The sequence below is a fragment of the Acidithiobacillus ferrivorans genome (assembly GCF_016250455.1).
GTDB classification, from domain to species: Bacteria; Pseudomonadota; Gammaproteobacteria; order Acidithiobacillales; family Acidithiobacillaceae; genus Acidithiobacillus; species Acidithiobacillus ferrivorans.
Genome location: NZ_CP059488.1, coordinates 25,091 through 47,708, shown reverse-complemented (window position 1 = coordinate 47,708; position 22,618 = coordinate 25,091). Strand labels below are relative to the sequence as shown.

13 protein-coding genes are annotated in these 22,618 nt (G+C 56.6%); 6 read left to right on the top strand and 7 right to left on the bottom strand.

What is annotated here, in order from left to right; all coding sequences use genetic code 11:
* Window positions 1-13: 13 nt before the first annotated feature.
* Entirely contained in the window at window positions 14-610 is a 597-nt protein-coding gene (gene plsY, locus H2515_RS00165) for a glycerol-3-phosphate 1-O-acyltransferase PlsY (protein ID WP_071182474.1), read from the bottom strand.
* Between the two features lie 72 nt (window positions 611-682).
* Here plsY and folB point away from each other — a divergent pair, with 72 nt between their 5' ends.
* Entirely contained in the window at window positions 683-1,042 is a 360-nt protein-coding gene (gene folB / locus H2515_RS00160) for a dihydroneopterin aldolase (RefSeq protein WP_014027549.1), read from the top strand.
* A 17-nt stretch (window positions 1,043-1,059) separates the two neighbouring features.
* On the opposite strand, the gene rimO is transcribed toward folB, so the two are convergent.
* Genes rimO through H2515_RS00145 form a run of 3 tightly spaced genes read right to left on the bottom strand, consistent with a single transcriptional unit; the run spans window position 1,060 to window position 3,526 of the window.
* Window positions 1,060-2,400 carry a 30S ribosomal protein S12 methylthiotransferase RimO gene (gene rimO / locus H2515_RS00155; RefSeq protein WP_071182473.1) on the bottom strand — a complete coding sequence of 447 codons (1,341 nt, stop codon included), beginning with the start codon at window positions 2,398-2,400 and terminating at the stop codon, window positions 1,060-1,062.
* Window positions 2,397-2,780: a NifU family protein gene (locus tag H2515_RS00150; protein ID WP_071182482.1), complete on the bottom strand. Its 384-nt coding sequence runs from the start codon at window positions 2,778-2,780 to the stop codon at window positions 2,397-2,399. The genes rimO and H2515_RS00150 overlap by 4 nt, the downstream gene beginning before the upstream one ends.
* 5 nt (window positions 2,781-2,785) lie before the next feature.
* A complete protein-coding gene (locus tag H2515_RS00145; RefSeq protein WP_071182480.1) occupies window positions 2,786-3,526 on the bottom strand; it encodes a pteridine reductase in 741 nt (246 codons plus the stop codon).
* A gap of 9 nt (window positions 3,527-3,535) precedes the next feature.
* On the opposite strand from H2515_RS00145, the gene H2515_RS00140 reads away from it, so the two are divergent.
* Together H2515_RS00140 and H2515_RS00135 are read left to right on the top strand one after the other, a co-directional pair.
* A complete protein-coding gene (locus H2515_RS00140) occupies window positions 3,536-4,663 on the top strand; it encodes a class I SAM-dependent methyltransferase (protein ID WP_198660622.1) in 1,128 nt (375 codons plus the stop codon).
* Window positions 4,660-5,028 (top strand): Spx/MgsR family RNA polymerase-binding regulatory protein, encoded by a 369-nt coding sequence (locus H2515_RS00135; protein ID WP_198660621.1) that lies wholly within the window; start codon window positions 4,660-4,662, stop codon window positions 5,026-5,028. Before H2515_RS00140 ends, H2515_RS00135 begins: the two co-directional genes overlap by 4 nt.
* Before the next feature lie 65 nt (window positions 5,029-5,093).
* Here H2515_RS00135 and H2515_RS00130 read toward each other — a convergent pair whose 3' ends face one another.
* Entirely contained in the window at window positions 5,094-9,527 is a 4,434-nt protein-coding gene (locus H2515_RS00130; RefSeq protein ID WP_198660620.1) for an EAL domain-containing protein, read from the bottom strand.
* A gap of 232 nt (window positions 9,528-9,759) precedes the next feature.
* On the opposite strand from H2515_RS00130, the gene H2515_RS00125 reads away from it, so the two are divergent.
* The 3 genes from H2515_RS00125 (at window position 9,760) to H2515_RS00120 (ending at window position 19,045) form a co-directional block, all read left to right on the top strand.
* Window positions 9,760-10,089 (top strand): hypothetical protein, encoded by a 330-nt coding sequence (locus H2515_RS00125; RefSeq protein WP_198660619.1) that lies wholly within the window; start codon window positions 9,760-9,762, stop codon window positions 10,087-10,089.
* A 65-nt stretch (window positions 10,090-10,154) separates the two neighbouring features.
* Window positions 10,155-10,283 (top strand): hypothetical protein, encoded by a 129-nt coding sequence (locus H2515_RS16265; protein WP_014027541.1) that lies wholly within the window; start codon window positions 10,155-10,157, stop codon window positions 10,281-10,283.
* A 194-nt stretch (window positions 10,284-10,477) separates the two neighbouring features.
* Window positions 10,478-19,045 carry a GH36-type glycosyl hydrolase domain-containing protein gene (locus tag H2515_RS00120; RefSeq protein WP_198660618.1) on the top strand — a complete coding sequence of 2,856 codons (8,568 nt, stop codon included), beginning with the start codon at window positions 10,478-10,480 and terminating at the stop codon, window positions 19,043-19,045.
* Window positions 19,046-19,295: 250 nt separating this feature from the next.
* Here H2515_RS00120 and H2515_RS00115 read toward each other — a convergent pair whose 3' ends face one another.
* Entirely contained in the window at window positions 19,296-20,939 is a 1,644-nt protein-coding gene (locus tag H2515_RS00115; protein ID WP_232821470.1) for a methyl-accepting chemotaxis protein, read from the bottom strand.
* Window positions 20,940-21,098: 159 nt separating this feature from the next.
* The gene (locus tag H2515_RS00110; protein ID WP_198660616.1) at window positions 21,099-22,442 is read right to left on the bottom strand and encodes a porin; all 1,344 of its coding nucleotides are present in this window, start codon (window positions 22,440-22,442) and stop codon (window positions 21,099-21,101) included.
* Between the last annotated feature and the right edge of the window lie 176 nt (window positions 22,443-22,618).

Below are 22,618 nucleotides of genomic sequence, written 5' to 3'. Positions count from 1 at the left end.
GGACTGAAGGGCTTTAACGCTTTTTAAAGGGGCTTTCGCTGCTATCCAGCAGGCGGCGGATGTTACTGCGGTGACGCCAGAGGACCAGCAGCACCAGCACGATGATGAGCGCCCGCAGACTGGTCCCGGAAGACAAGACAAAAGCGAAAGGCACCGCGCTGAGCGCCGCCAGCAGCGCCGCCAGCGAGGACACGCGCGTCAGCGCAAACACCAACATCCAGACGCCCAGTATCAACCCGCCCAGCGCCGGTTTCAGTGCGAGCAGAATGCCCAGCGCGGTAGCCACCCCCTTCCCGCCGCGAAAACCAAAAAAGACCGGATACAGGTGACCGAGGAAAGTGGCAAGGGCCACGGCAGCCAGCGCCCAGTCGTGCAGCCCGAGCAGGCGGGCGACAACGATGGGGATCGCCCCCTTGCTCAGGTCACCCGCCAGGGTCAGTGCTGCGGCCTTTTTGCCGCCGATACGCAGGAGGTTGGTAGCGCCCGGATTGCCCGATCCGGACAGACGCGGGTCGCCGAGACCCAAGGCACGCGCCACCAGAATGGCGGTGGCGATGGAACCGACGAGATATCCGCCGCCGGTGAGGACAATATCCAGAAGAAGTGACATGCGGTGCTTTAGTCAGAAAATTGTTTATTATAAGCTGAGCTGCGGCAGATTGTCGCTTTTTTCGGGATAAGCATGGATATTCTTTTTGTACGTGAACTGAAGGTAGATACCCGTATCGGCATCTACGACTGGGAACGCGAGGTCAAACAGACGGTACTCATCGATCTGGACATTGCCGCCGATGTGCGGGCTGCGGCCCAGACGGACAAGGTGGAGAGCGCCATCAACTATCAGACCATCTGCCAGCGTCTGGTCGCCCATATCTCAGCATCAGAAGTGGAACTGGTGGAAACCCTGGCCGAGCAGATTGCGGACATCATTCGCAGTGAATTCGGTGCGGTCTGGGTGCAGGTGACGGTGCACAAGCCCGCCGCCGTGCGCGGCACACGGGATGTGGGAGTGCGGATCGAGCGGGGCAATCGCTTGCCCTGAGCGACCCAAGGCCGGGATCAGGCCGACACCAGCACCCCGTACAGATCATGGGCATCGGCCCGGGTGATCGTCACCTCCACCCTGTCCCCGACCTGCAACCCCGCTGCCTTGCCCAGATGGACCACGCCGTCGATCTCCGGGGCATCGCTGGCCGAACGGGCGGTGACTTTGCCGCCCCGGCCCACGGCGTCCACCAGCACCCGCTGACGCTGGCCCACCCGGCGTTGTAGCCGCCCACGGCTGATGGCTTCCTGCACGGCCATGAATTCGGCGCGGCGTTCTTCTTTGACCGACTCCGGCACCGCTCCGGGGATCGCATTGGCGGGCGCACCTTCTACTGGCGAATAGGCGAAACAGCCCACCCGGTCCAGCTCTGCCGCCCGCAGAAAATCCAGTAGCTCCACAAAGTCCGCATCGGTTTCGCCGGGAAAGCCGACGATAAAGGTGCTGCGGATGGTCAGATCGGGCACGATCTGGCGCCAGCCGAGAATCCGGTCGAGGGTTTTTTCGGCCGCGGCGGGGCGGCGCATGGCCTTGAGGATACGCGGACTACCGTGCTGCAAAGGCACATCCAGATAGGGCAGAATCTTGCCCGCCGCCATCAGGGGCAGGAGTTCATCGATATGCGGGTAGGGGTAGACGTAGTGCAGGCGCACCCAGACGCCGAGTTCGCCCAAGGCCGCGCAGAGATCGGTGATGCGAGTCTTGAGCGGGCGGCCATTGTGAAAGGCGGTGCGGTATTTGCGGTCCACCCCGTAAGCGCCGGTATCCTGAGAAATTACCAGCAGCTCTTTGACACCACCCGCCACCAGCGCCTCGGCCTCGCGCAGAATATCGTCCGGTTCGCGGCTCACCAGCTTGCCGCGCATGCTGGGAATGATGCAGAAGCTGCATGACTGATTACAGCCCTCGGAGATTTTCAGGTAGGCGTAGTGGGGCGGCGTCAGGCGCAGGCCCTGGGGCGGGACCAGATCGGTGTAGGGATCGTGGGCCGGAGGGAGCGCCGCATGAATCGCATCGAGCACCGCACTGGCTTGATTGGGGCCAGTCACGGCGAGCACCTTGGGATGGGCGCTGCGCACAAAGTTGCCGCCTTCGCGGGCCCCCAGACAACCGGTGACCACCACCTTGCCGTTCTCCTCCAGGGCCTCGCCGATGGCCTCCAGCGATTCTTCCACCGCCGCGTCGATAAAGCCGCAGGTGTTGACGACGACGACATCGGCACTGGTGTAATCCCCTACCAGCAGATAGCCTTCCGCACGCAACTGGGTGAGGATGCGCTCGCTGTCCACCGTGGCCTTGGGGCAACCGAGGCTGACGAAGCCGACTTTGGGCGGGGTATTCGGGTCCGGCCTCAAAAGGTATTACTCACACTGACCACTCCCGGCACCGCGCCGACAATACGCTCGACGACCTGCTTGAGGTCGATGACGGCATTGGGGCAACCGGCGCAGGCGCCTTTCATGCGTACCCGCACATCGCGTTCGATGATTTCCACCAGTTCGATATCGCCGCCATCGCGCTTGAGAATGTGGCGCACGGTCTGCACCGCTTCCGCCACGGCCGCAGGTTCGGGCAGGGGGTCGTCGGGTCCGTAGCGTTTCTGGCGGTCGAGTCCGCGTTCGGCCATGGCCTGGGCGTGGGCAATTTTGGCTGCGGCAAGGGGGTCTTCACCCTCCAGGGCGTCCAGTTCTTCTTCGCTATAAAAGCGGATGGGGGATTTTACGGTTGAGCTCATGGCCATCAATATAACATGCGACCACCATCGACGACGAGATTGTGGCCGGTGACATAAGGCGCATCGAAGAGCAGATAGGCGACGGCGCCGGCAATATCCTGGGGACTGCCGACACGCTTCAGGGCGTTACGCTCGATGAGTCCCTGCTGGTCGCCATCGGGCGGGTCTTTATCCTCGGCCCAGAGCACCACGCCGGGCGAGACACTGTTGACGCGTATTTCCGGCCCCAATTCTTTGGCCAGGGCGCGGGTAAGCGCTAACAAACCAGCCTTCGTGACACTGTAGGGCAGGTAGCCACGCAGGGGGATTTCGGCGTGGATGTCGCCGATGTTGACGACGGCGCCGCCGCTTTTCCGCAAATGGGGTGCGGCCGCCTGGGTCAGGAAAAGGGGCGCGCGCAGATGCACGGCCTCCATCGCTGCCCAGTCACCCGACGTGATTTCGCCAAAAGGGGCAGGGGCGTATAAAGAAGCGTTATTGACGAGGCCGTCGAGACGACCAAAATGTTCGATAGCCGCGTCTATCAAGCGAGCGGGGGTTTCTGCCTCGCTGAGATCGCCGGCGATCAGAAAGGCTTCGGTGCCATACTGCATGCGCAGATCCTGCACCAGGGCTTCGGCCTCTGCGGCGGATCGCTTATAATGCAGAGCGAGCTGGCAGCCTTCCGCCGCGAGCTGGCGGGCAATGGCGGCGCCCACCCTGCGGGCGGCGCCAGTGATGAGAACGACTTTTCCGGTAGCTTTCAAGAGGTGTCCATGCGCGTAGAGCGTCCTGATTTTTTAACCCATTCTCACAGGGCGCGCAAGGCAAGTTTGCCCGTCCCGAACGCCGATGCGCTGGCCCACTCGGCGGCGTTGCTGACGCATATCCGGCAGGAAATCGACGCCGCCGGTGGGATAATCTCCTTTCGTCGTTATATGGAACTCGCCCTCTACGCGCCGGGGCTGGGCTATTATATGGCGGGACAGACCCGCTTTGGCGCAGCCGGCGACTTCGTTACGGCTCCGGAAATGGGCCGGGTGCTGGCCGCCGTGCTGGCCCGGACCCTGCAATCTGATCCAGGGCCGGACGGCATTCTGGAATTTGGCGCTGGGAGCGGCGCGCTGGCCGGGCAGATCCTGCGAGATTTGCCGGACACGCCCTATACCCTGCTGGAACCCAGCCCCGATTTGCAGGCGCGGCAACACGCGGCCGTGCCCGGCATTCAGCATCGGCAAACGCTGCCGGAACATTGGCGCGGCGTGCTGCTCGCTCACGAAGTACTGGATGCCATGCCGGTGCAGGTGCTGGAGTTGGACGCCTCCGGGCAGTTGCACGAATGCGGTGTGCGCTGGACTGGCGAGGCACTGGAGTGGGCGCTGTTGCCGCCGCCGGTCGCTACGCCGCTGGCGGCGCGCCTGGCGCCCTATGTACCACATTGGCCCCGGCCCTATCGGGCGGAAATCAACCTTACGGCAGAAGCCTGGCTACGCGAGGTCGCCGCCCGCCTGGACTCCGGCGTCATCCTCCTGATTGATTACGGGCACGAAGCGGCGGAGTTTTATCACCCGCAGCGGCAGACCGGCAGCCTGCGCGCCTACTATCGCCACCACTGGCTGGACGATCCTTTTTACCTGCCGGGCCTCTGCGATCTCACTGCCCATGTGGATTTTACCGCGCTGATGACCGCTGCGGTGACGGCAGGGCTGGAAGTGGCCTTTTACGGTAATCTCGCCCGCTTTCTGATAGAGCATGGCCTGGCCGAGGTGTATGGCGCCCTCTGCGCGCAGGCGGGTGACGACGGCATATTCGCCCTGAACAATGAGATTAAACGCCTCACCCTGCCGCAGGAAATGGGCGAGAGCTTCAAGGTATTGATTCTGAAAAAGCGGGAGAACGTATGACCATTCAGATTTACGGCATTCGCCACTGCGACACCATGAAAAAAGCCTTCGCCTGGCTGGACAGCCAAGGGCTGGAGTACCGCTTTCACGATTACCAGAAGGCCGGGGTGCCGATGGCGGAACTCCGCCACTGGCTGGAGCGCTGGGACTGGGAACTCCTCATCAACCGCAAAGGGACTACCTGGCGACGCTTGCCAGAGCATGAACGGGAGATCGTCGTGGATGCTGAATCCGCACTTAGACTGATGGAAACACACCCCAGCCTGATCCGGCGGCCCATATTGACCGACGGTGATCAAGGCTTGCTGGGTTTTGATGTGGCGGCGTGGGCACAGGCCTTCCCTATCCGCCACGGGGCGGGATGACCGACCATCCTGGACAGGCATGAGGTACGGACCTTAGCTGTCCGCTGGTTGCCCGATGGGTTTGTCTATCGTTCTTCTACGGCTTTACTGCGCTGGAACGCATCCAGAATCACCGCCTCAAATGCCTTTTCCGCCTGTTCAACAACGCGCCAATCACCATTTATGGGAGAAGAAAGCAATAGGGTATTCATGGCTGCGATGGCTTGGTGATATTCTGCGTGAAGCCGATACAGCGGATCGTCGTCAGGAATTCCCAGGCGATGCATATCCGCATGAATAGGACAGATTGTGGCATTCGCCAGTGTCGCGCAGTCCACCAGGCGTGGATTATAACAAATCGTTTTTTTCAACGCGCCATGATTAACGAGCTGTGTGGCATAGAGCCCGAGCAGGCTGGCGGGCTGCTGCCGCTGATGCGAAGGTGCCGGATCGAGAAATGCCTGTAACTGTGACAGTGGCATGGGCCTGGCGATCGCATAACCCTGGAGGAAATTGGCACCCATGATCGTTACGGCATCCAGGATGTCATCCGTTTCCACGCCCTCCACCACCAGATCCACGCCCATTCCAACGGCGAGGGCCTGGATAGATTCCACAAAGTGGAGATCCTGGGGGTGCTGTTCCAGGGTTCGGATAAAACCCTGATCCAGTTTAATCTCATCGACGGGAAGATCTTTCAGGCGCAAGAGGGAGGAGTAGGCACTGCCCACGTCATCCAGGGCCAGACGCACGCCAAGCGCCCGCAACTCCAGAAGATACTTCAAGGCGGCGGGCTGTTCCAGAAAGTCACTTCCTTCGAGAATCTCCAAGGTGATGCGTGACGGATCCACCCTGCCCGAGGCAACCATTTCCCGCAGCCACAAGGTGCTGGATTCCGAGATGGAACTTGGATCTACATTCACGGATACCCACAAGGACCACCCTTGAGCCTCCAAGATGGGCAGGTCCGTCAATGCCTGATCCAGAACTTTCTTGCTGAGCACAAACAAATCGGCATCTTGTAATTGTGGCAGAAACTCCGCCGGTGACCAGATTTTTCCTTCTGCATCCCGCAAGCGAGACAGCGCCTCTACACCCACCACCTTGCGGGTGCGGCTATCCAGGATCGGTTGATACCAGATCTCCAGAGCTCCGGTATCCAGTAGACGTTGCGCCATTGTGCGCTGTGTTTTTCGGGTTTCCTCGCCGAAAAGTACCCAGGAAAACTCCCGGTTGGCCTTGTGGGCCTTACTCTCATATAGCGCCTGATCGGCCAGACGCAGAAGGGCGTCGGGATTATCTCCCCCCGCAAAAGGATAAATGGCCACCCCCATGCTGAGACCGATACTTACTAGCTGCCCGTCCTCCAGGGTGATAGGCGCACTGATCGACGCTCCGATCGTGTCGAGGATGGCTTCCAAGGGATCCAGGCGGTCTAAGTTCTCTACCAGCACGACAAACTCGTCGCCGCCTACACGCGCGATAAAATCGGTTTTACGCAGGCTCTGCGGCAAGCGTTGGGCGACGATCCGCAGCACCTGATCTCCGGCGTCATGACCATAAGTGTCGTTCACCGGCTTAAAACTATCCAGGTCCAGCATACATAACGCCAGAAGACTCTTGTACCGCGCTGCGTGGGCTATAGCGCGATCCATCTCCATATCCAGGGCGCGGCGGTTAGGCAAGCCCGTCAACAGGTCAGAAAGAGATTGCCTGGATAACTCACCCATGAGGTGATGACGTTCCGTAACCTCCATGGAGGTCCACACAATAACGGGATGTTTCGGATCCGTCAGCAGTCGCTGACCAGAAACGTCCACATAAACAATCTGGCCATCTTTGCGTTTTATCACGAGATCTTTCAGTGCCCCATAGCCCTCAGCGAGCACTTCCTGCGCGAGTGTGGCCATGCTTGCGCTGCTTTCCTGATCGGGACAGCTCTTTCCCGCAAAAAGCTCCACCAAGTCCTCCACCGAAGAGGCTCCATAGATTTCCAGCATGCGGGCGTTTACCCGTTCGATAACCTGATCCGGAAAACGCACAATGCTGATGCCCGCAGCAAGGTTATTCAGCAGCGCCTCATTGAAATCCTGGGTAGCACGCTCCCGGCGGACTGCATCCAGATGGTCCAGCCCAAAGCTGATGTCTTTGGCCATCTCTTCCATGATCCCACGAACATCGGTATCCGCCACCTTTGCATCGCCTTTTGCATAGGCGATGCACACGGCCCAAAGGACTCCGTTCCGACGGATCGGCAGCACAGAACTACCGTGAAATCCAAAACGTGCGGCACGCTCTCGCCAGAGGGCTTCCGCATTCTGGGAGAAGTCGGCATCATAGATGGCCCTTTGCTGTCTCCAGACCATCCCGGTGGTTCCTTGTCCTTCTGGAATATCCGCCCGGCTGGATATTTTTATATCATTCAGATAACCGGTTTCTCCGGCTGCCGCCAACACCTGGAAATCTCCTTGCGCATCAGGTCTGCCAATCCAGGCAAGGGCGCTGCTGGTATACTGCACAATGAGGTCGCAAACCTCCTGAAGTAGAGAACCCTCATCATCTGCGCGAGTGATAGCTTGATTTACCTCACCCAGCAGCACATTAAAATCTGTGAGCTGCCGCTGATGCTCCAGGCTCCGTTGCAAATCCGCCTCCAAGAGTTTGCGCTTGGTAATATCTCGGGCAGAATCTAACAATACCCATTTTCCCTGTATCTGGATGGGTGAACCATGGATTTCCACATCGATAATGGTCCCATCCTTACAACGATGGCGGGTCTCAAAACGCAAGGACTCTGCTGTGGAAAATTGCCGGGCGATTAACTCCTTCAGCACACCGGCGCTGTTCTCGGCGTCCCACTGGGAAACGTGCATACCCAACATTTCCGCACGGGAGTAGCCGAGCATGGCGCAGAACCGATAATTGACCTCGATCAGAAAGCCGTTTTCGTCAAGAACATGAATACCATCACTGGCATTGTTCAATAAGGCTTCATTTTTCTCCGACGATTCCTGAAGGGATTTTTCCAGAGAGATGAGTGCCTGGTGTTGCCGCCGCTGCGTCAGGGCCAGACCGAGGGTGGCGGCCAACTGGCCGAGCAAGCGCTGCAGGGATGGGGTGAAATGCCGGGACAAGTCGCTTACTATCACCAGCACGGCGGATGGCTCCGTGTCTTCGCACACGAAAACCGGATAGGCCATGACACTCCGAATACGGGACAGCGGCGCTTGCTGTTGTTGTACGGCCGTCATCGCGGGAGACTGCTGCGGACGGGTGGGTCCCTGTGCGGTTTTTTCGCGGAAGGCCCGACTGGGGATCATATCGCCATAAGGGAAGTGCGCCGCATCACGGGAGGGTGTCAGCGCTTCCATGGCCTGTCGAAGTTCCGGTGTATCCGCGCTGGCGGCCACGACCCGTAACCACTCGCTGTTCGCCTCGGGAACGACGACATAGGCGCCGATGGCTTCCGTCTGCTCCACCACGACCGCCACCAGCCGCCGATACATAACCTCGGGATCCTCCTGGCGCAGCAAATCCTGCTGGGCCAGGATCGCTGCCATCTGGTATTGGCGAAAGCGCAGTATCCGGCGGAGGAGTTGTAGTAACAGCGCCACCCCGGCCAGAACGAACAAAGCGGCCAGCAGAATGGACAGCCGCGTCCGTTCCACCCGCCAGAAGGCGTGATCCAGTGCCGCCGCCGTCCATTGCACCTGCAAAACCCAGGGATAACCGGGGACAGGAACCACCACTTGACCAACGGGCCGGGGCAGAGGCGTACCCGGTGCCGCCCAGTGGCCTTCTTTCCAGATCGATATAATCTGCCCATGAGGACGCATGAGGACGATAGATTGCAGATATGGCGGCGTATGGATCACGCTCAGATGGGAAAGTATGAAGGAACAGCCAATGAACCCCAGCACATGGCCTTCGCTGTTCCGGATACGCTGCCGCATGGTCAGTACCCAGGCATGCGCCCGATGGGCGTAGAAAGGCTTTCCCATGAAGCGATCTGGATACCCAGGTAGGGGCGTGAAATCATTTCCCGAAGCAATGCGCCGGGTCGACTGCTGCACGCTCGACCAGACGATTCGATTGCCGGACGGATCCCGGACATCGATGGCCATAATGGCCGGATGGGTCTGCTGAAAGGCGACAAAGGCAGAAAGAACCTTGGCACTCGGTAACAGATGGTCCGTGCCCTGCGCAAAAAAAGCATTTCTGAGGAAGGCAAGGTCAAAGAAACGTGCGTCGATGTTGGCGGCCACTATGCCGGCGGTTTGCGTGGCCGTGACTTCCGCCCAGTTATGAAAATCGGCATGAATGGACTGCTTCAGATCAGCGGCACGCCACCAGGCAATACTCATGAACAAGAGTGCCAAAGCGATGAAAAAAACCCTGGTTCCCCACAGAATTCCACGGTCACTGCGGGAAAACACCCCGATTTTCTTCTTGGATTTGATTCCCATGAAACGAGCCAGCAATAAACGCCGGGCGGATAATACATGGCGCAGAGAGGGCATGTTGGCGGGATCTCCAGTCCTTTTCGCAAGTATATCAGATCGGAGCCGCCATCATCAGCCTTCTGAATAACAGCAAATTCGCCGTTAGTGACCCTGATTACCAAGATTACCAGCCAGACATTAATCGTGCCAATGGAATTGACGAAGCTGTTGCCGCACGCAGCGACCAGGAATGGGTTATACTGGACGACGTTTGGTGGACCTTCGCACACCACCACATAGGAGCATGATCATGAACCGTTGGATGGCAACCATGACCGGTATACTGCTTATCGGTAGCTTCGCTGCCGGAGCCCAGGCAAGTACGGACAGGGCATCGGCCCCTTATCCGCTCACGCATAACAGGACCATCGCTCAGATGCGCGCGCAGCTCAACCATGAAGAGATCGCTCAGCACCAGTTGGAAGAAAGGATTATCACTCTGAAGGCCCATCATGACCAGGCAGGTGTCATTCGCGCCGAGCAACAATTGAGATCCAGGAAGGCCAATATTGCAGGACTCAGAGAAGAGCTGCACGATGCTATGACCAATGGTGAAGGATACCAGAGCAAGACGCATTAAAGCCCGGTGATAAAATCACTCCAGATTGGCTGTATATTCCAAGCACCTGCACAGAGGAAAATATCATGAGCAAAACACAGCAGAGCAATAAAGAAACCAAGAAGCAGCCGGCGATGTCGCCCAAAGAGAAGAAACAGGCCAAACAGGCCAAGAAGAATTCCGGCGGTAGTGGAGTCACCATCGTTCCCCGCTGAGATCATCGGCGCCCGGTCAAAAAAATGTGGGGGAGTCCCGTAACAGGAACAGGTTGCGGTACACAGAAGCAAGGGAGAATACGTGATGCTCTAATGTGTCGTCAGGTTATTCCGAGGAGAGCGTTATAGCTACAAAAAAATTAGAGTTTTCGTCCTGCGTAAAAAATGCCCTGAACAACGCATCGGATACGAACTTGTTACGCTCGGAGTTGTTCAGCGTTGAACAACTGAAACAACATGCGGTAACGTTGGCTGGTCAGCATGCTATCAATCCATACCCCGGGCCAGATCGCCTGCTACCACGCCTGGCCGACAACGCCGCTGTTTTGCGTGCGGCCTATGACGTGGTCACCGCAGGAACCGCGCAGACTGAGCAGCGGACCCTGGCTGGCGAGATTTGGTTGCTCGATAATTTCTACCTCATCGAGCAACAAATCATTCTGGCACGAAAACATTTGCCTAGCGGCTATGGCAAGCAACTGCCACGCCTGCAATCCGGCAGCTTAGCGGGATTCCCCCGTATCTACGACCTCGCCTCTGAATTGATTGCGCATCAGGATGCCCGTGTCGACAGTGATAACGTCAGCGCCTATATTCAGGCCTACCAAAGCGTTACGGCATTAACGCTGGGCGAATTATGGGCCTTCCCCATCATGCTGCAATTGGCGTTGTTGGAAAACCTACGCCGTGCTGGTCTGCTCGTTGCCTGCCGGCGAGAGGAACGCAACGCCGCCATGAACTGGGCGGATCGCATGTTCGCCACCGCAGAAAAAAAGCCGAAACTGCTGATCCAGCTACTTGCTGAATTCGCGCATGCGGATATGCCCTTGACGGCACCGTTTGTAGAGGAGTTTTACGCCAGATTGCAGGCCTACGGTCCCGCTATGGCGTTCGTGCAAACCTGGGTCGAACATAAATTACTCGAACAGGGCATAACCGCGACGCAGTTGTCCGAAGTGTCCGCCAGAAGGTCCGCTGCCAACCAGATATCCATGGCAAACAGTATTGGAAGCCTGCGCTTCCTCACCGCTGTGGACTGGCGGGATCATGTCGAAGCATACAGTGTTGTCGAACAAAGCCTGCACCAAGACCCTATGGGAATATACGCCGGACAAAATTTCGCAACACGCGATTGTTATCGCCACGCTATTGAAGATATTGCGCGCAGCAGCAGGCGTGATGAGCTGGCCGTGGCGGCGGAGGCGATTGCACTTGCCCAGGCGGTAGCGCAGCAAACCGGCAGCGGCGATCGCGCTGCGCATGTCGGCTATTATCTGCTGGATCGGGGTCGGCAACGCCTTGAGCGGGCGATGGGCTGTCACTTTGAATGGCGGTCAGCGGTCCGACAGATGGGCGACCATCTCCGTCTTTCCCTGTATATCAGCGCCATACTATTATCGACGGCACTGATCAGTTTAATTTTGTGCTTCCCCCTTGCCGGTCTCAGCTCTGCAGACTGGCGTTTCTGGTGGCTAGGCATTGTCGGGGTTGTGAGCATTTCAGCTTTGGCGGTTTCTCTGGTAAATCGCCTGATTACCCTCTTTATGGCGCCCGGCACCCTGCCGCAGATGGATTTTTCGCAGGGTGTTCCTGATGCGCACCGCTGCATGGTTGTTATCCCGACGCTGCTGAGTACGCCCCAAGAAATTGACGCGTTGTTGGAGGCCCAGGAAATCCGCCACCTCGGAAACCGCGATCCCAATATTTACTTCGCGTTACTGACGGATTTTCGGGATGCGGCAGAGCAGACCTGTCCGGAAGACGCTGCATTGATCGACTATGCACGTGTCGCTATTCAGACCCTCAACGCCCGCTATGCCGATGATCGACCTTGCCTATTTTATTGGTTTCATCGGCCGCGGGTATGGAACCCAATTGAACGGGTGTGGATGGGCTACGAACGCAAACGCGGCAAACTGGAACAATTTAATGCGCTGCTCCGGGGGGCGGGGGTGTCGGCATTCTCGGAGCAGGTCGGCGACCTGTCCATCCTCGGCAGCATCCGTTATGTCATCACCCTCGATACCGACACGCAATTGCCCCGTGACACGGCGCGGGCACTGATCGGTGATATGGCGCATCCACTTAACCAGGCCGTATATGACGCCGACAAGGGCCGTATCGTCGATGGCTATGCGATCATTCAGCCCCGCGTGGCGATCGACCTGACCAGTGCCGGTCAATCGCCATTCACCAAACTCATGGCCGGGGATTCCGGTATCGACCCCTATACGCGCGAGGTGTCCGATGTCTATCAAGATATTTTCAGCGAGGGCTCCTTCATCGGCAAGGGCATCTACAATGTAGATGCCTTCCGCCAGGCGGTTGATGGCCGTTTTCCAGAAAACCTCATCCTCAGTCATGATTTACTGGAAGGCGGGTATGCCCGTGCGGCACTGGCGACCAACGTCGTCCTGATCGAAGAATTGCCGGGAAGTTACACCGCAGAGGCCTCCCGTCGACATCGCTGGATTCGGGGTGACTGGCAGATTGCCGGCTGGCTGTTGCCGTCGGTGCCCGGTGCCCCAACGGCCAACGGTATGCAGGCACCGCGTCCGGCCAATCCGCTATCGGGCTTGTCGATGTGGAAAATCTTTGACAATCTCCGTCGCAGCCTGGTGTCGTCCGCGCTGTTGTTACTGCTGGCGGGGGGATGGCTCCTGGACTCGGCCTTCTCCTGGTTATGGACCACACTGGTAACCGCGATCATCCTCGTGCCGGTCCTGCTTTCGCCGCTCATCGACCTCTTCCGCAAGCCTCAAGACCTCGACTTGGCAGCACATCTCGCCCTGACCAGAGCTTCGGCAATTCGCCCACTGCTCTCCGCGCTACTGACTGTCGCACTGCTGCCCTATGATGCCGTGATGAGCCTGGATGCCATTCTCCGCTCAGGCCTGCGAATGTTCTTCACCCGTCGGGGATTGTTGCTTTGGCAGCTGCCCTCCTACGCATACCGTAACGCCTGTCATACCCCCGGCGATTTTTTCAGGGAGATATGGAGTGCACCACTGCTCGCCATCTTTATCGGGATAGTCTTGGTGGTTGCCGCCAATCTGGGGCTCAGTTCGCCCGCGGCCTTACTGTTCAGTACGCCCATTTTAGTGTTATGGCTGTTTTCACCGCTTATCGCATGGCGGATCAGTCAGCCGCTGCGGACCGGCGTTACGGGTTTGGATGACACACAGCGACACTTTCTGCGGCTGTCGGCACGGCGTACCTGGCGGTTTTTTGATGACTTTGTCGGCCCTGCGGAGCACTGGTTACCCCCCGATAATTTCCAGGAGTATCCCGCAGCGGTCATTGCCTCGCGCAGCTCACCGACCAACATGGGCATGTCCTTGCTGGCGAATCTGGCGGCCTATGATTTTGGTTATATTTCCGCCGGCAAGCTCCTTCAACTGACCGAAAACACCGTGGCAAGCATGGAGCAACTGGAACGCTATCACGGTCACTTCTATAACTGGTATGACACGCGCACCCTGCAAATACTAAGTCCGCAATACATCTCAGCGGTGGACAGTGGCAATCTTGGCGGCTGCCTGCTCACCCTCCAGGCGGGGTTGAACGCGCTCAAAGATCATCCGGTGTTGCCGGATAATGCCTTTGCGGGTTTGCAGGATACGCTGCATCTGTTGGCAGCATGCATCCACGACATCCCCACGGCGGACCTGACCGAAAAAGTCCATGCACTGCACGATATACTGTCTGCCACGGTGCTCAACGGGTTCCCCTCATCCCTGCTGGATGCCCGTGACCGGCTTGCTGATATTCAACGGATCAGCAGCGAGCTCGTGAATGGGCTCCCCGCCGATGCTCCGGCGGATAGCGAATGTGCTTACTGGGTGCGGGCATTTGATCAACAATGCCGCGCTTTCGCGGCGGATCTGGAAGACCTCACCCCTGCAGCGCGGCATTTAAACGCTGCCCTGACACTGGCCGAATTGGCCAATGACATTGCCATGGGGACGGCAAACACCCGGGCGTCTGCCGCAGAACGGTTGCGGGTCATTGATCAATTGGTGGATCGCTGCCGCGCGTTGGCGGTGATGGATTTTGAATTTCTTTACGACCATACGCGCGACCTGCTGGCTATTGGTTATGATGTCGGGGAACGGCGCCGTGATCCCGCCTGCTACGACCTGCTGGCATCAGAAGCACGCCTGGCCAGTTTTCTGCTTATTGCACAAGGGCAGGCACCACAAAAACACTGGTTTTCGCTGGGTCGCCTGTTGACGAGCTACGGCGGCGAACTGTGCTTGATTTCATGGAGCGGCTCGATGTTTGAGTATCTCATGCCGCAATTGATCATGCCGGATTTCCCCAACACGCTGCTCAACCAGACCTGCAAAGCGGCCGTCTCCCGCCAAATAGAATATGGTCGCCAGCGCGCCATACCCTGGGGGATATCGGAATCCTGCTTCAACGCCATGGACATGCATCAAGTCTATCAATACCGGGCTTTTGGGGTTCCCGGTCTCGGTTTCAAACGCGGTCTCGGCGATGATTTGGTGATTGCACCCTATGCCAGCGCGCTGGCCCTGACCGTGCTGCCCTGGGCGGCATGCCACAACTTGCAGGCCCTTGCTGCGCAAGGGTTTCTCGGTACTTATGGATTTTACGAAGCCATCGATTACACGCCATCCCGGGTACCACCGGGCGAGAGTCATGCCATTGTCCGCTCCTTTATGGCGCATCATCAGGGCATGAGCCTCCTGGCTTTTGCCCATGTCCTTCTCAATCAGCCGATGCAGCGCCGGTTTTTATCTGATCCCGGCATTCAGGCCACTCAGTTATTGTTGCAGGAGCGTCTGCCCAGGCAAGAGGCTACCTTGCATCCCCATGCGGCTGAAGTCAGCGCCGCCGCAAAGGTATCCAGCGCCGAGACCGCCGCGATTATGCGCGTATTCACCAATCCGGATACGTCGCTGCCAGAAGTCCACCTTCTGTCTAATGGCCACTACCACGTCATGATCAACCACGCTGGCAGCGGCTACAGCCATCGTGGTGGTCTCGCCGTGAACCGCTGGCGCGAGGATACCGCCATAGACACCTGGGGAACCTTCATCTACCTGCGTGATCATCATTCCGGACACTTTTGGTCGACGACCCATCAACCCACCCGAAGCAAAGCCGATCACTATGAGGCGATTTTCGTCCAGGCGCGGGCGGAATACCGTCGCCGCGATCAGATGATAGAAAGCTATATGGAGGTCGCTGTTGCGCCGGAAGACGATGTGGAGATCCGCCGCGTAACGCTCACCAATGTCTCCTCGCGCATTCGTCAGATAGAGTTAACGAGTTATACCGAGCTTGTCCTCGCGCCGCTGAATGCCGACCTTGCTCACCGCGCATTTAGCAACCTGTTCGTTCAGACCGAAATTCTGGCAGAGCACAATGCGATTCTCTGTACCCGACGTCGCCGCTCACCGGACGAGCAAGTACCTTGGATGTTTCATCTGTTTGCGGCTCCGGGAGTTACCGCCAGCGCAGCATCTTACGAAACCGATCGTGCGCAGTTCATCGGCCGTGGTCGTACCGTCGAGCATCCGCGTGTCTTCGATAGTCTACAGCAGGCCACCTTATCGAATAGCGAGGGTCCCGTATTAGACCCCATTGTGGCCATCCGGCGTACGCTGACGCTTGGCGTAGACACGTCCGCGACGGTGCAGATCATTTCCGGACTTGCCGATACCCGTGCGGCGGCCATTGCCCTGCTGGAGAAGTATAGCGATCGTCATCTGGTGGAACGTGCTTTTGAAATGGCCTGGTTCCAGGGCCAGGAAGTGCTCCGGCATCTGCGCGCCAGTGAAGCCGATGCCCAGGTGTATGGCCGTCTCGCCAATTCCGTGGTCTACGCCAGCGCCCTGCGCCGGGCCACGCCCAGCGTGATTGCCCGTAATCAGTTAGGGCAGTCCGGCCTGTGGCGCTTCGGGATATCGGGCGATTTGCCGATTGTGCTGCTGCACGTCAGTCAATTAAACCGCGTTAATCTGGTAAAACAAATACTGCAGGCCCATGCCTATTGGCGACTGCAAGGACTGGCGGCCGATCTGGTGATCGTCAACGAAGATTTCACCAGTTACCGGGCCACGCTACAAGACCAGATTATGGGCTTGATTCACACCGGTCCGGAAGGGCAAGTCATCGACAAACCCGGTGGCGTCTTTGTACGCCGCGCCGAAGAACTTTCCGAAGAGGATCGCGTGCTGTTCCAGACCGTCGCGCGCATTATCCTCACCGACAGCGCCGACTCCCTGCTGGAGCAGGTGGAACGGCGGGTATCCGGGGATCGCTTCCCTGCTCCGCTGAATCCGCGGTCTCCCCCCGCCACCGAGATCATACAACCGCTGCTTCCGCGTGAACGTATCTTTTTCAACGGATTGGGTGGATTCACGGCGGATGGACGTGAATACGTCATCAGCCTCGAGCCGGGCCAAAGTACGCCCGTCCCTTGGGTCAATGTGATTGCCAGTCCGCATATCGGCACCGTCATCAGCGAGAGCGGCGGCGCCTATACCTGGGTCGAAAACGCCCATGAATTCCGTCTGACCACATGGCACAACGATCCCCTGAGTGACAGCAGTGGCGAAGCTCTGTATATCCGCGACGAAGACACGGGGGCGTTTTGGTCCCCCTCTCCACTACCCGCCTGCGGCCAGTCCGGATATGTATGCCGCCACGGATTTGGATACACCGTTTTTGAACATTATGAGTCGGGGATCTCTTCAGAAATGACCACCTACGTCGCGATGGACGCGCCGGTGAAATTCGTGGTGGTCAAACTGCGCAACCATTCCAAACGCCTGCGGCAGCTTTCGCTGACGGGATACTGGGAACTGGTGCTCGGCGAGTGGCGTCATGCCAATATGATACATATCGTCACTGAAAGCGATCCGCACAACGGTGCGCTGTATGCCCACAATGACTATGGCCGCGAGTGCGGGCATCGGGTCGTTTTCGTTCAGACCAGTGAACGGGAGCGTACGATCACTGGCAACCGCAGCGAGTTTATCGGCCGTAATGGTACGCTTGCCAAGCCTGCGGCACTGTACCGCAACCGTTTGTCGGGTAAAACAGGGGCAGGCCTTGATCCCTGTGCCGCCATACAAACACCGATTCATCTGGCTGAAGGCGCGGAGCGCGAGATCGTGTTTGTTTTTGGTACCGCAGCCAGCACCGACGAAGCGCAGCAATATACAGACCGCTTCGCCAGTAGAGAGCGTGCGCGGCAAGCTTTGGCAGGGGTGCGGGAATACTGGAACCGGACCTTAGGTACGATATATGTGGAAACCCCGGATCCTGCACTGAACGTACTCGCGAACGGCTGGCTGGTCTACCAGACCATCTCCAGCAGACTCTGGGGCCGCAGCGGCTATTACCAGTCGGGCGGGGCTTATGGTTTCCGCGATCAACTACAAGACAGCATGGCGCTGATTCACAGCACACCCTGGCTGGCCCGGGAGCAACTGATCCGTTGTGCAGGACGCCAATTCCGTCAGGGGGATGTCCAGCACTGGTGGCATCCGCCCCACGGCCAAGGGGTGCGCACCCATATTTCGGACGACTATCTCTGGTTACCCTATGCCACCTGTCGTTTTGTGATGGCTACTGGCGATAGTGGCGTGCTCGACGAAACCATTCATTTTCTCGAAGGCCGCGAGCTGAATCCCGAGGAAGAGTCTTACTACGATCAGCCCCAGCAATCTGCCGAATCCGCCAGCCTCTATGATCATTGCGTGCGGGCGCTCAAAAACGGCTTGCGCTTTGGTGCCCATGGCTTGCCGCTGATGGGCTGTGGCGACTGGAATGACGGGATGAATCTGGTCGGTCACGAGGGTCGGGGTGAGAGCGTCTGGCTGGCCTGGTTCCTGATTCAGAATCTGCAGCAGTTTGCCGGGCTCGCGCGCAGCCGGGGGGACAGCGCTATCGTTGATCTTTGTCTGCAACAGGCCGCCGTATTACAGGAGAACGTAGAAAAAAATGCCTGGGACGGTGCCTGGTATCGGCGGGCTTATTTTGATGACGGTACGCCCCTCGGTTCTGTTACGAATGACGAATGTCAAATAGATTCCATCAGCCAGAGTTGGGCCGTCCTTTCCGGTGCGGGTGATCCCTTGCGGGCTCAACAGGCCATGGCGGCGGTGGACAAACATCTGGTGAGTCGCGATGCACAGCTTATCCGGCTGCTTAACCCACCCTTCGACCAGTCAGCCCTCGAACCCGGCTATATCAAAGGCTATGTGCCCGGTGTGCGCGAAAATGGCGGACAATATACCCATGCCGCTGTCTGGACCACCATGGCTTTTGCCCAGCTGGGTGACAAAGTGCGGGCCTGGGAATTATTCAACATGCTCAACCCGGTCCACCATGGAAGTAGCGCAGAGTCTATCGCCCGCTATAAAGTGGAACCCTACGTTATCTGCGCCGACATTTATGGCACCGCACCGCACGTTGGTCGTGGTGGCTGGACTTGGTACACCGGCGCAGCGGGCTGGATGTATCGATTAACGATCGAAACCTTGCTGGGCCTGTCGCTTGAAGTTGATCACCTGCGCATCACGCCCTGCGTCCCGGCGGACTGGAAATTCTACAAGGTCCACTACCGCTACCGCGACACGCTGTACCATATCACCGTCCATGCTGATAGCACCGCATCAGCGCGGGTAGTGCGCATTACCCTGGATGACACTGAATTGCCGCAAGACAGGATTCCGCTCATGGATGACCGCCGCGAGCACGATGTCGATGTCTACCTCGACTAAATAAATGTTTGGGAAACTTGTCGTCATCCGCTTTAGGAGGAACGGTGTACCATGATTGCATTTTTCTGGACTTGCTGTTTATGACCTATGAGGTACCCTGATTTGCCGTCCGCAGGACAGGATCTTTACCCACGGCAGAAGCGACGACCAATAAGCGCCCGGGGGGTGAAAGAAAACATCACACCGCCCTGGAAGGGGATCGCCTGCGGGTCACGAAGGCCTGTGCCATGCGGATGGATCAAATCCAACATCAAATTCTAAAGGTGCCGATATTTTCGCGCAACAAATTCGCGGACTTTTTCAATCGCTCCGCTTGATTGCGCGCAGCCTCGCTCGCAACATCGATGTCGCACATCGCCGTTGATATATGGAGAATATTCTCGGTCACTTGCTGGACGATGGTGCTCTGTTCCTCGATCGCCGAGGCCACAGAAATCACCTTATCCGACACAGAGTCAATCTGCCCTGTGATCAAGGAAAGCGCCTGCCGAGCCTCATCTCCCTGCCTGGCTCCGTGCTGGACATGTTCTTTTCCAGATTCCATAGCCCGTATGGCGTCCTGGGCATCTCGCTGGATGGTTTCTACAATGGTGCGAATGGCCTCCACTGCCTCTACGCTCCTGTTGGCCAGACTGCGCACTTCGTCAGCGACAACAGCAAATCCTCTGCCACTTTCTCCTGCGCGAGTCGCCTCTATAGCGGCATTTAACGCCAACATGTTGGTTTTGTTTGCGATATCATTGATAGTGCTGACGATTTCTCCGATGCGCGCGCTGGACTTGCCAAACTGGTTGACTGTCTGCGCTATGTCATCGATGTTCGTCACAATCTCGTTCATCGCATCAAGAGTTTGTCCAATGACTCGCCCTCCATTATCTGCCTCTATTTTGGCCTGTTGTGCATTTGATGCAATTTCCTCCATATGTTGAGCCACATTCGTGGTGGCGACATTCATGGCTTTTGCTGCCGTAAATATGGAGTCTGACTGGTCTTTGGCTTTGGTCGTTTCAGATCTGAGGCCTTGCGATAACGTGTCAATCTCGACACTCTTCTGCGTTACATCATCAGCAGCGATTCGCACTCCGCCAATAATCTGTTTCAAGTGATCCACCATAGTAGCCATGGACTCCATCATCCGACCGGTCTCATCGCCGGTGCGTGCCACCATCCGCACGGTCAGATCTCCATTCGCCACACGCTCTGCAATAGTCATAACCTCCACAAGAGGTTGAGTAATAGATCGTGTGGTCCACCAAGCGATCCAGATGCCCAGCGCAACGGAAATCAGGGCAAGAATAATCATCACCTCAGCGATCATGCGCACCTGGTTGGCGCTCTGCTTTTTTAGACTGGCCATAGCATGTATAGGAGCAACCCGCAATTCCGTGTTGATTTTATGTAAGTGTTGTTCAGCAAGCAGCACTGAATTATTGTAATAATTATTTGCTGCTTTTATTTGTTGCGACCAGTCGCTCGCGGTTGGCAGTGCAGCACTAAGCATGCGCAGATAATTCTGCGACGATTTATAGAACACCACATAATCCGTTTTTGACTGTTGAAGAATAGCCTGGGTACGAGGCACAAGCATGTTGGCATGCAGAAAATTAAAATTGATCATAATGCTTGCGTTGGACGCTTGCAACTCTTTGGCTATTTGTGTCGCCTTTGCTGGAAAAGCATGAGCCAAATCCATTTGACTTTTCATGGCCGCCAGTTCAAGTAGCACAGAATCGACCTTATGAATATTCATCGGTGCCTTACCAGTAGCACGCACCAGATCATTCTGCAGTTGAGCAATGCTCCACCAGGCTGTCGCTCCAATAAGAATAAAAAAAGAAATAACAACGGCAAAAGATAAGCCAAGTCGGAGTCCAACACGCATATTTTTAAACATGTCTATTATCCTATAAATGTCAATCATACGGTTTAATCTGCCGATTTTATTCGGTCCGACTTAGCCGCGCTTGTTTTTCTATATTTTGGCATAATGACGCCTTGTAATGGGGCGACTTTTTCGCACTTCAAAACAACATGTAAGGCTCACTTAAGAAGGCTAAAAACTAATCATAGCTTGCATCGCTAATTCGTTGTCTACTGCATTACTGATACTGTCAGGCACCGAACTTGACAGTGGCGCAGTCAAGCTGCGGAAGTAGTAACCAGCCATAATTTTAGTGAGCGGAGTAATGTGATATTGCAGCCCAAGCGCCCAGGTTTTGAAAATGCGCTGCTGAGCTGGATTATTAGGGAGACGGTCGTAATAATCGTAGCGTATATCGGCCTCGATACGTTTCGTAAAGAAGAGCCCCGCTTCGATATCATAACCATTAGCCTTATTGTTACTTCCGGTATATAGCTGCGTATTCGTGAGATTTGAGGTGGCGGCAGAAGGAGTTAACCCTGCATTGGAGCTAAAAGCTGAGGGGGCCGAAATCCAGCCTGAACCGTGAATATATTCAAATCGCAAACGACGTCCCCATTGGTGCATGTAACCCTGCAAATACTGGAATCCGATACCATCACGGGTCATGCCATAGCTCTGATCTCCCAGTTGTGGCCGCGCGTGCTGATACCAGACCCAAGCGGTGACATCACTGCGGAAAGGCCCCTTACCACCAAAAATGTAAGAACCCTGCAGGCGCCCGGCAACAAGAGGACTATTGGACTGATTACCGGCAGCGACACTGCCGTAGATGCCCACCATAGCACCATAGGCGAGCTCCCAGTGTCCCCATCGAAACCAATCCATTGCCTGAACTCCAGGATAACGATAAGCATTTACACCCAGCGTATTCGAGCCACCGATGAGATAAGGCCTCCCGGAAATATTTGCCTGATGGTAGTTCGCAGCAGAATCGTAAAAAGTTTGCTGCATCAATTGACCTATCACCGTTGGCAAAACGACAAAGTTATTAGCCATGAATCCCTGCATAGCATCTTCTGCACTGGGAGCGCGAATGAGACCAACTTCGATGCGAGCTCCAGGAATGTAGCTAAAGGTAACATGTCCGTCGATCAGCCCTGGCTGGTATTTTTTCCGGATATCAGTAAATCCATCACTTCCAAACTCGCCACCGAAAAAATAGGATATATATTTATTTAAATTTCCACGCAACATCAGTCGTGCGCGAACTATGGTCGCCATAGTACTCTGGGTGTCATTTGGAGCCACGCGATTAATATTGGGCACGGCACTCTGCTTTCCCACTATAGCATCAGTACCGGACATGGCATAGATACTAGGCTCTATAAATCCTGAAACACCAAATATAGGGGCATTAGCCGGAGAAATTCCCTGCACAGAAAACCAATTGGCCGCGTGCGCCAATGGTGAAGACATGGTGATAACAGCAGCCACAATAAAGACCAGACGAGAATATTTATAATAATCGTTCATGCGCACACCTCAATATTTTTTTGCGTGTTTTTTAGAGTGCAGCATCAGAACCGGATTTTATCTGGCGATCATTTCTGGAAAAATGATAAAGCAAGGCTCAAGCCATTATGGAAGTCTTTATCCCATTCAACCCATCAGGATAATCACTTCCATCTACATGTTCATGATACTGCTTA

Excerpts from the sequence above, each read along its gene's own strand:
- folB (WP_014027549.1), top strand. The coding sequence starts at position 683 with ATGGATATTCTTTTTGTACGTGAACTGAAGGTAGATACCCGTATCGGC.
- H2515_RS00140 (WP_198660622.1), top strand. The coding sequence starts at position 3,536 with ATGCGCGTAGAGCGTCCTGATTTTTTAACCCATTCTCACAGGGCGCGC.
- H2515_RS00130 (WP_198660620.1), bottom strand. The coding sequence starts at position 9,527 with ATGCCCTCTCTGCGCCATGTATTATCCGCCCGGCGTTTATTGCTGGCT.
- H2515_RS00115 (WP_232821470.1), bottom strand. The coding sequence starts at position 20,939 with ATGTTTAAAAATATGCGTGTTGGACTCCGACTTGGCTTATCTTTTGCC.
- H2515_RS16265 (WP_014027541.1), top strand. The coding sequence starts at position 10,155 with ATGAGCAAAACACAGCAGAGCAATAAAGAAACCAAGAAGCAGCCGGCG.
- plsY (WP_071182474.1), bottom strand. The coding sequence starts at position 610 with ATGTCACTTCTTCTGGATATTGTCCTCACCGGCGGCGGATATCTCGTC.
- H2515_RS00150 (WP_071182482.1), bottom strand. The coding sequence starts at position 2,780 with ATGAGCTCAACCGTAAAATCCCCCATCCGCTTTTATAGCGAAGAAGAA.
- H2515_RS00110 (WP_198660616.1), bottom strand. The coding sequence starts at position 22,442 with ATGAACGATTATTATAAATATTCTCGTCTGGTCTTTATTGTGGCTGCT.
- H2515_RS00135 (WP_198660621.1), top strand. The coding sequence starts at position 4,660 with ATGACCATTCAGATTTACGGCATTCGCCACTGCGACACCATGAAAAAA.
- H2515_RS00125 (WP_198660619.1), top strand. The coding sequence starts at position 9,760 with ATGAACCGTTGGATGGCAACCATGACCGGTATACTGCTTATCGGTAGC.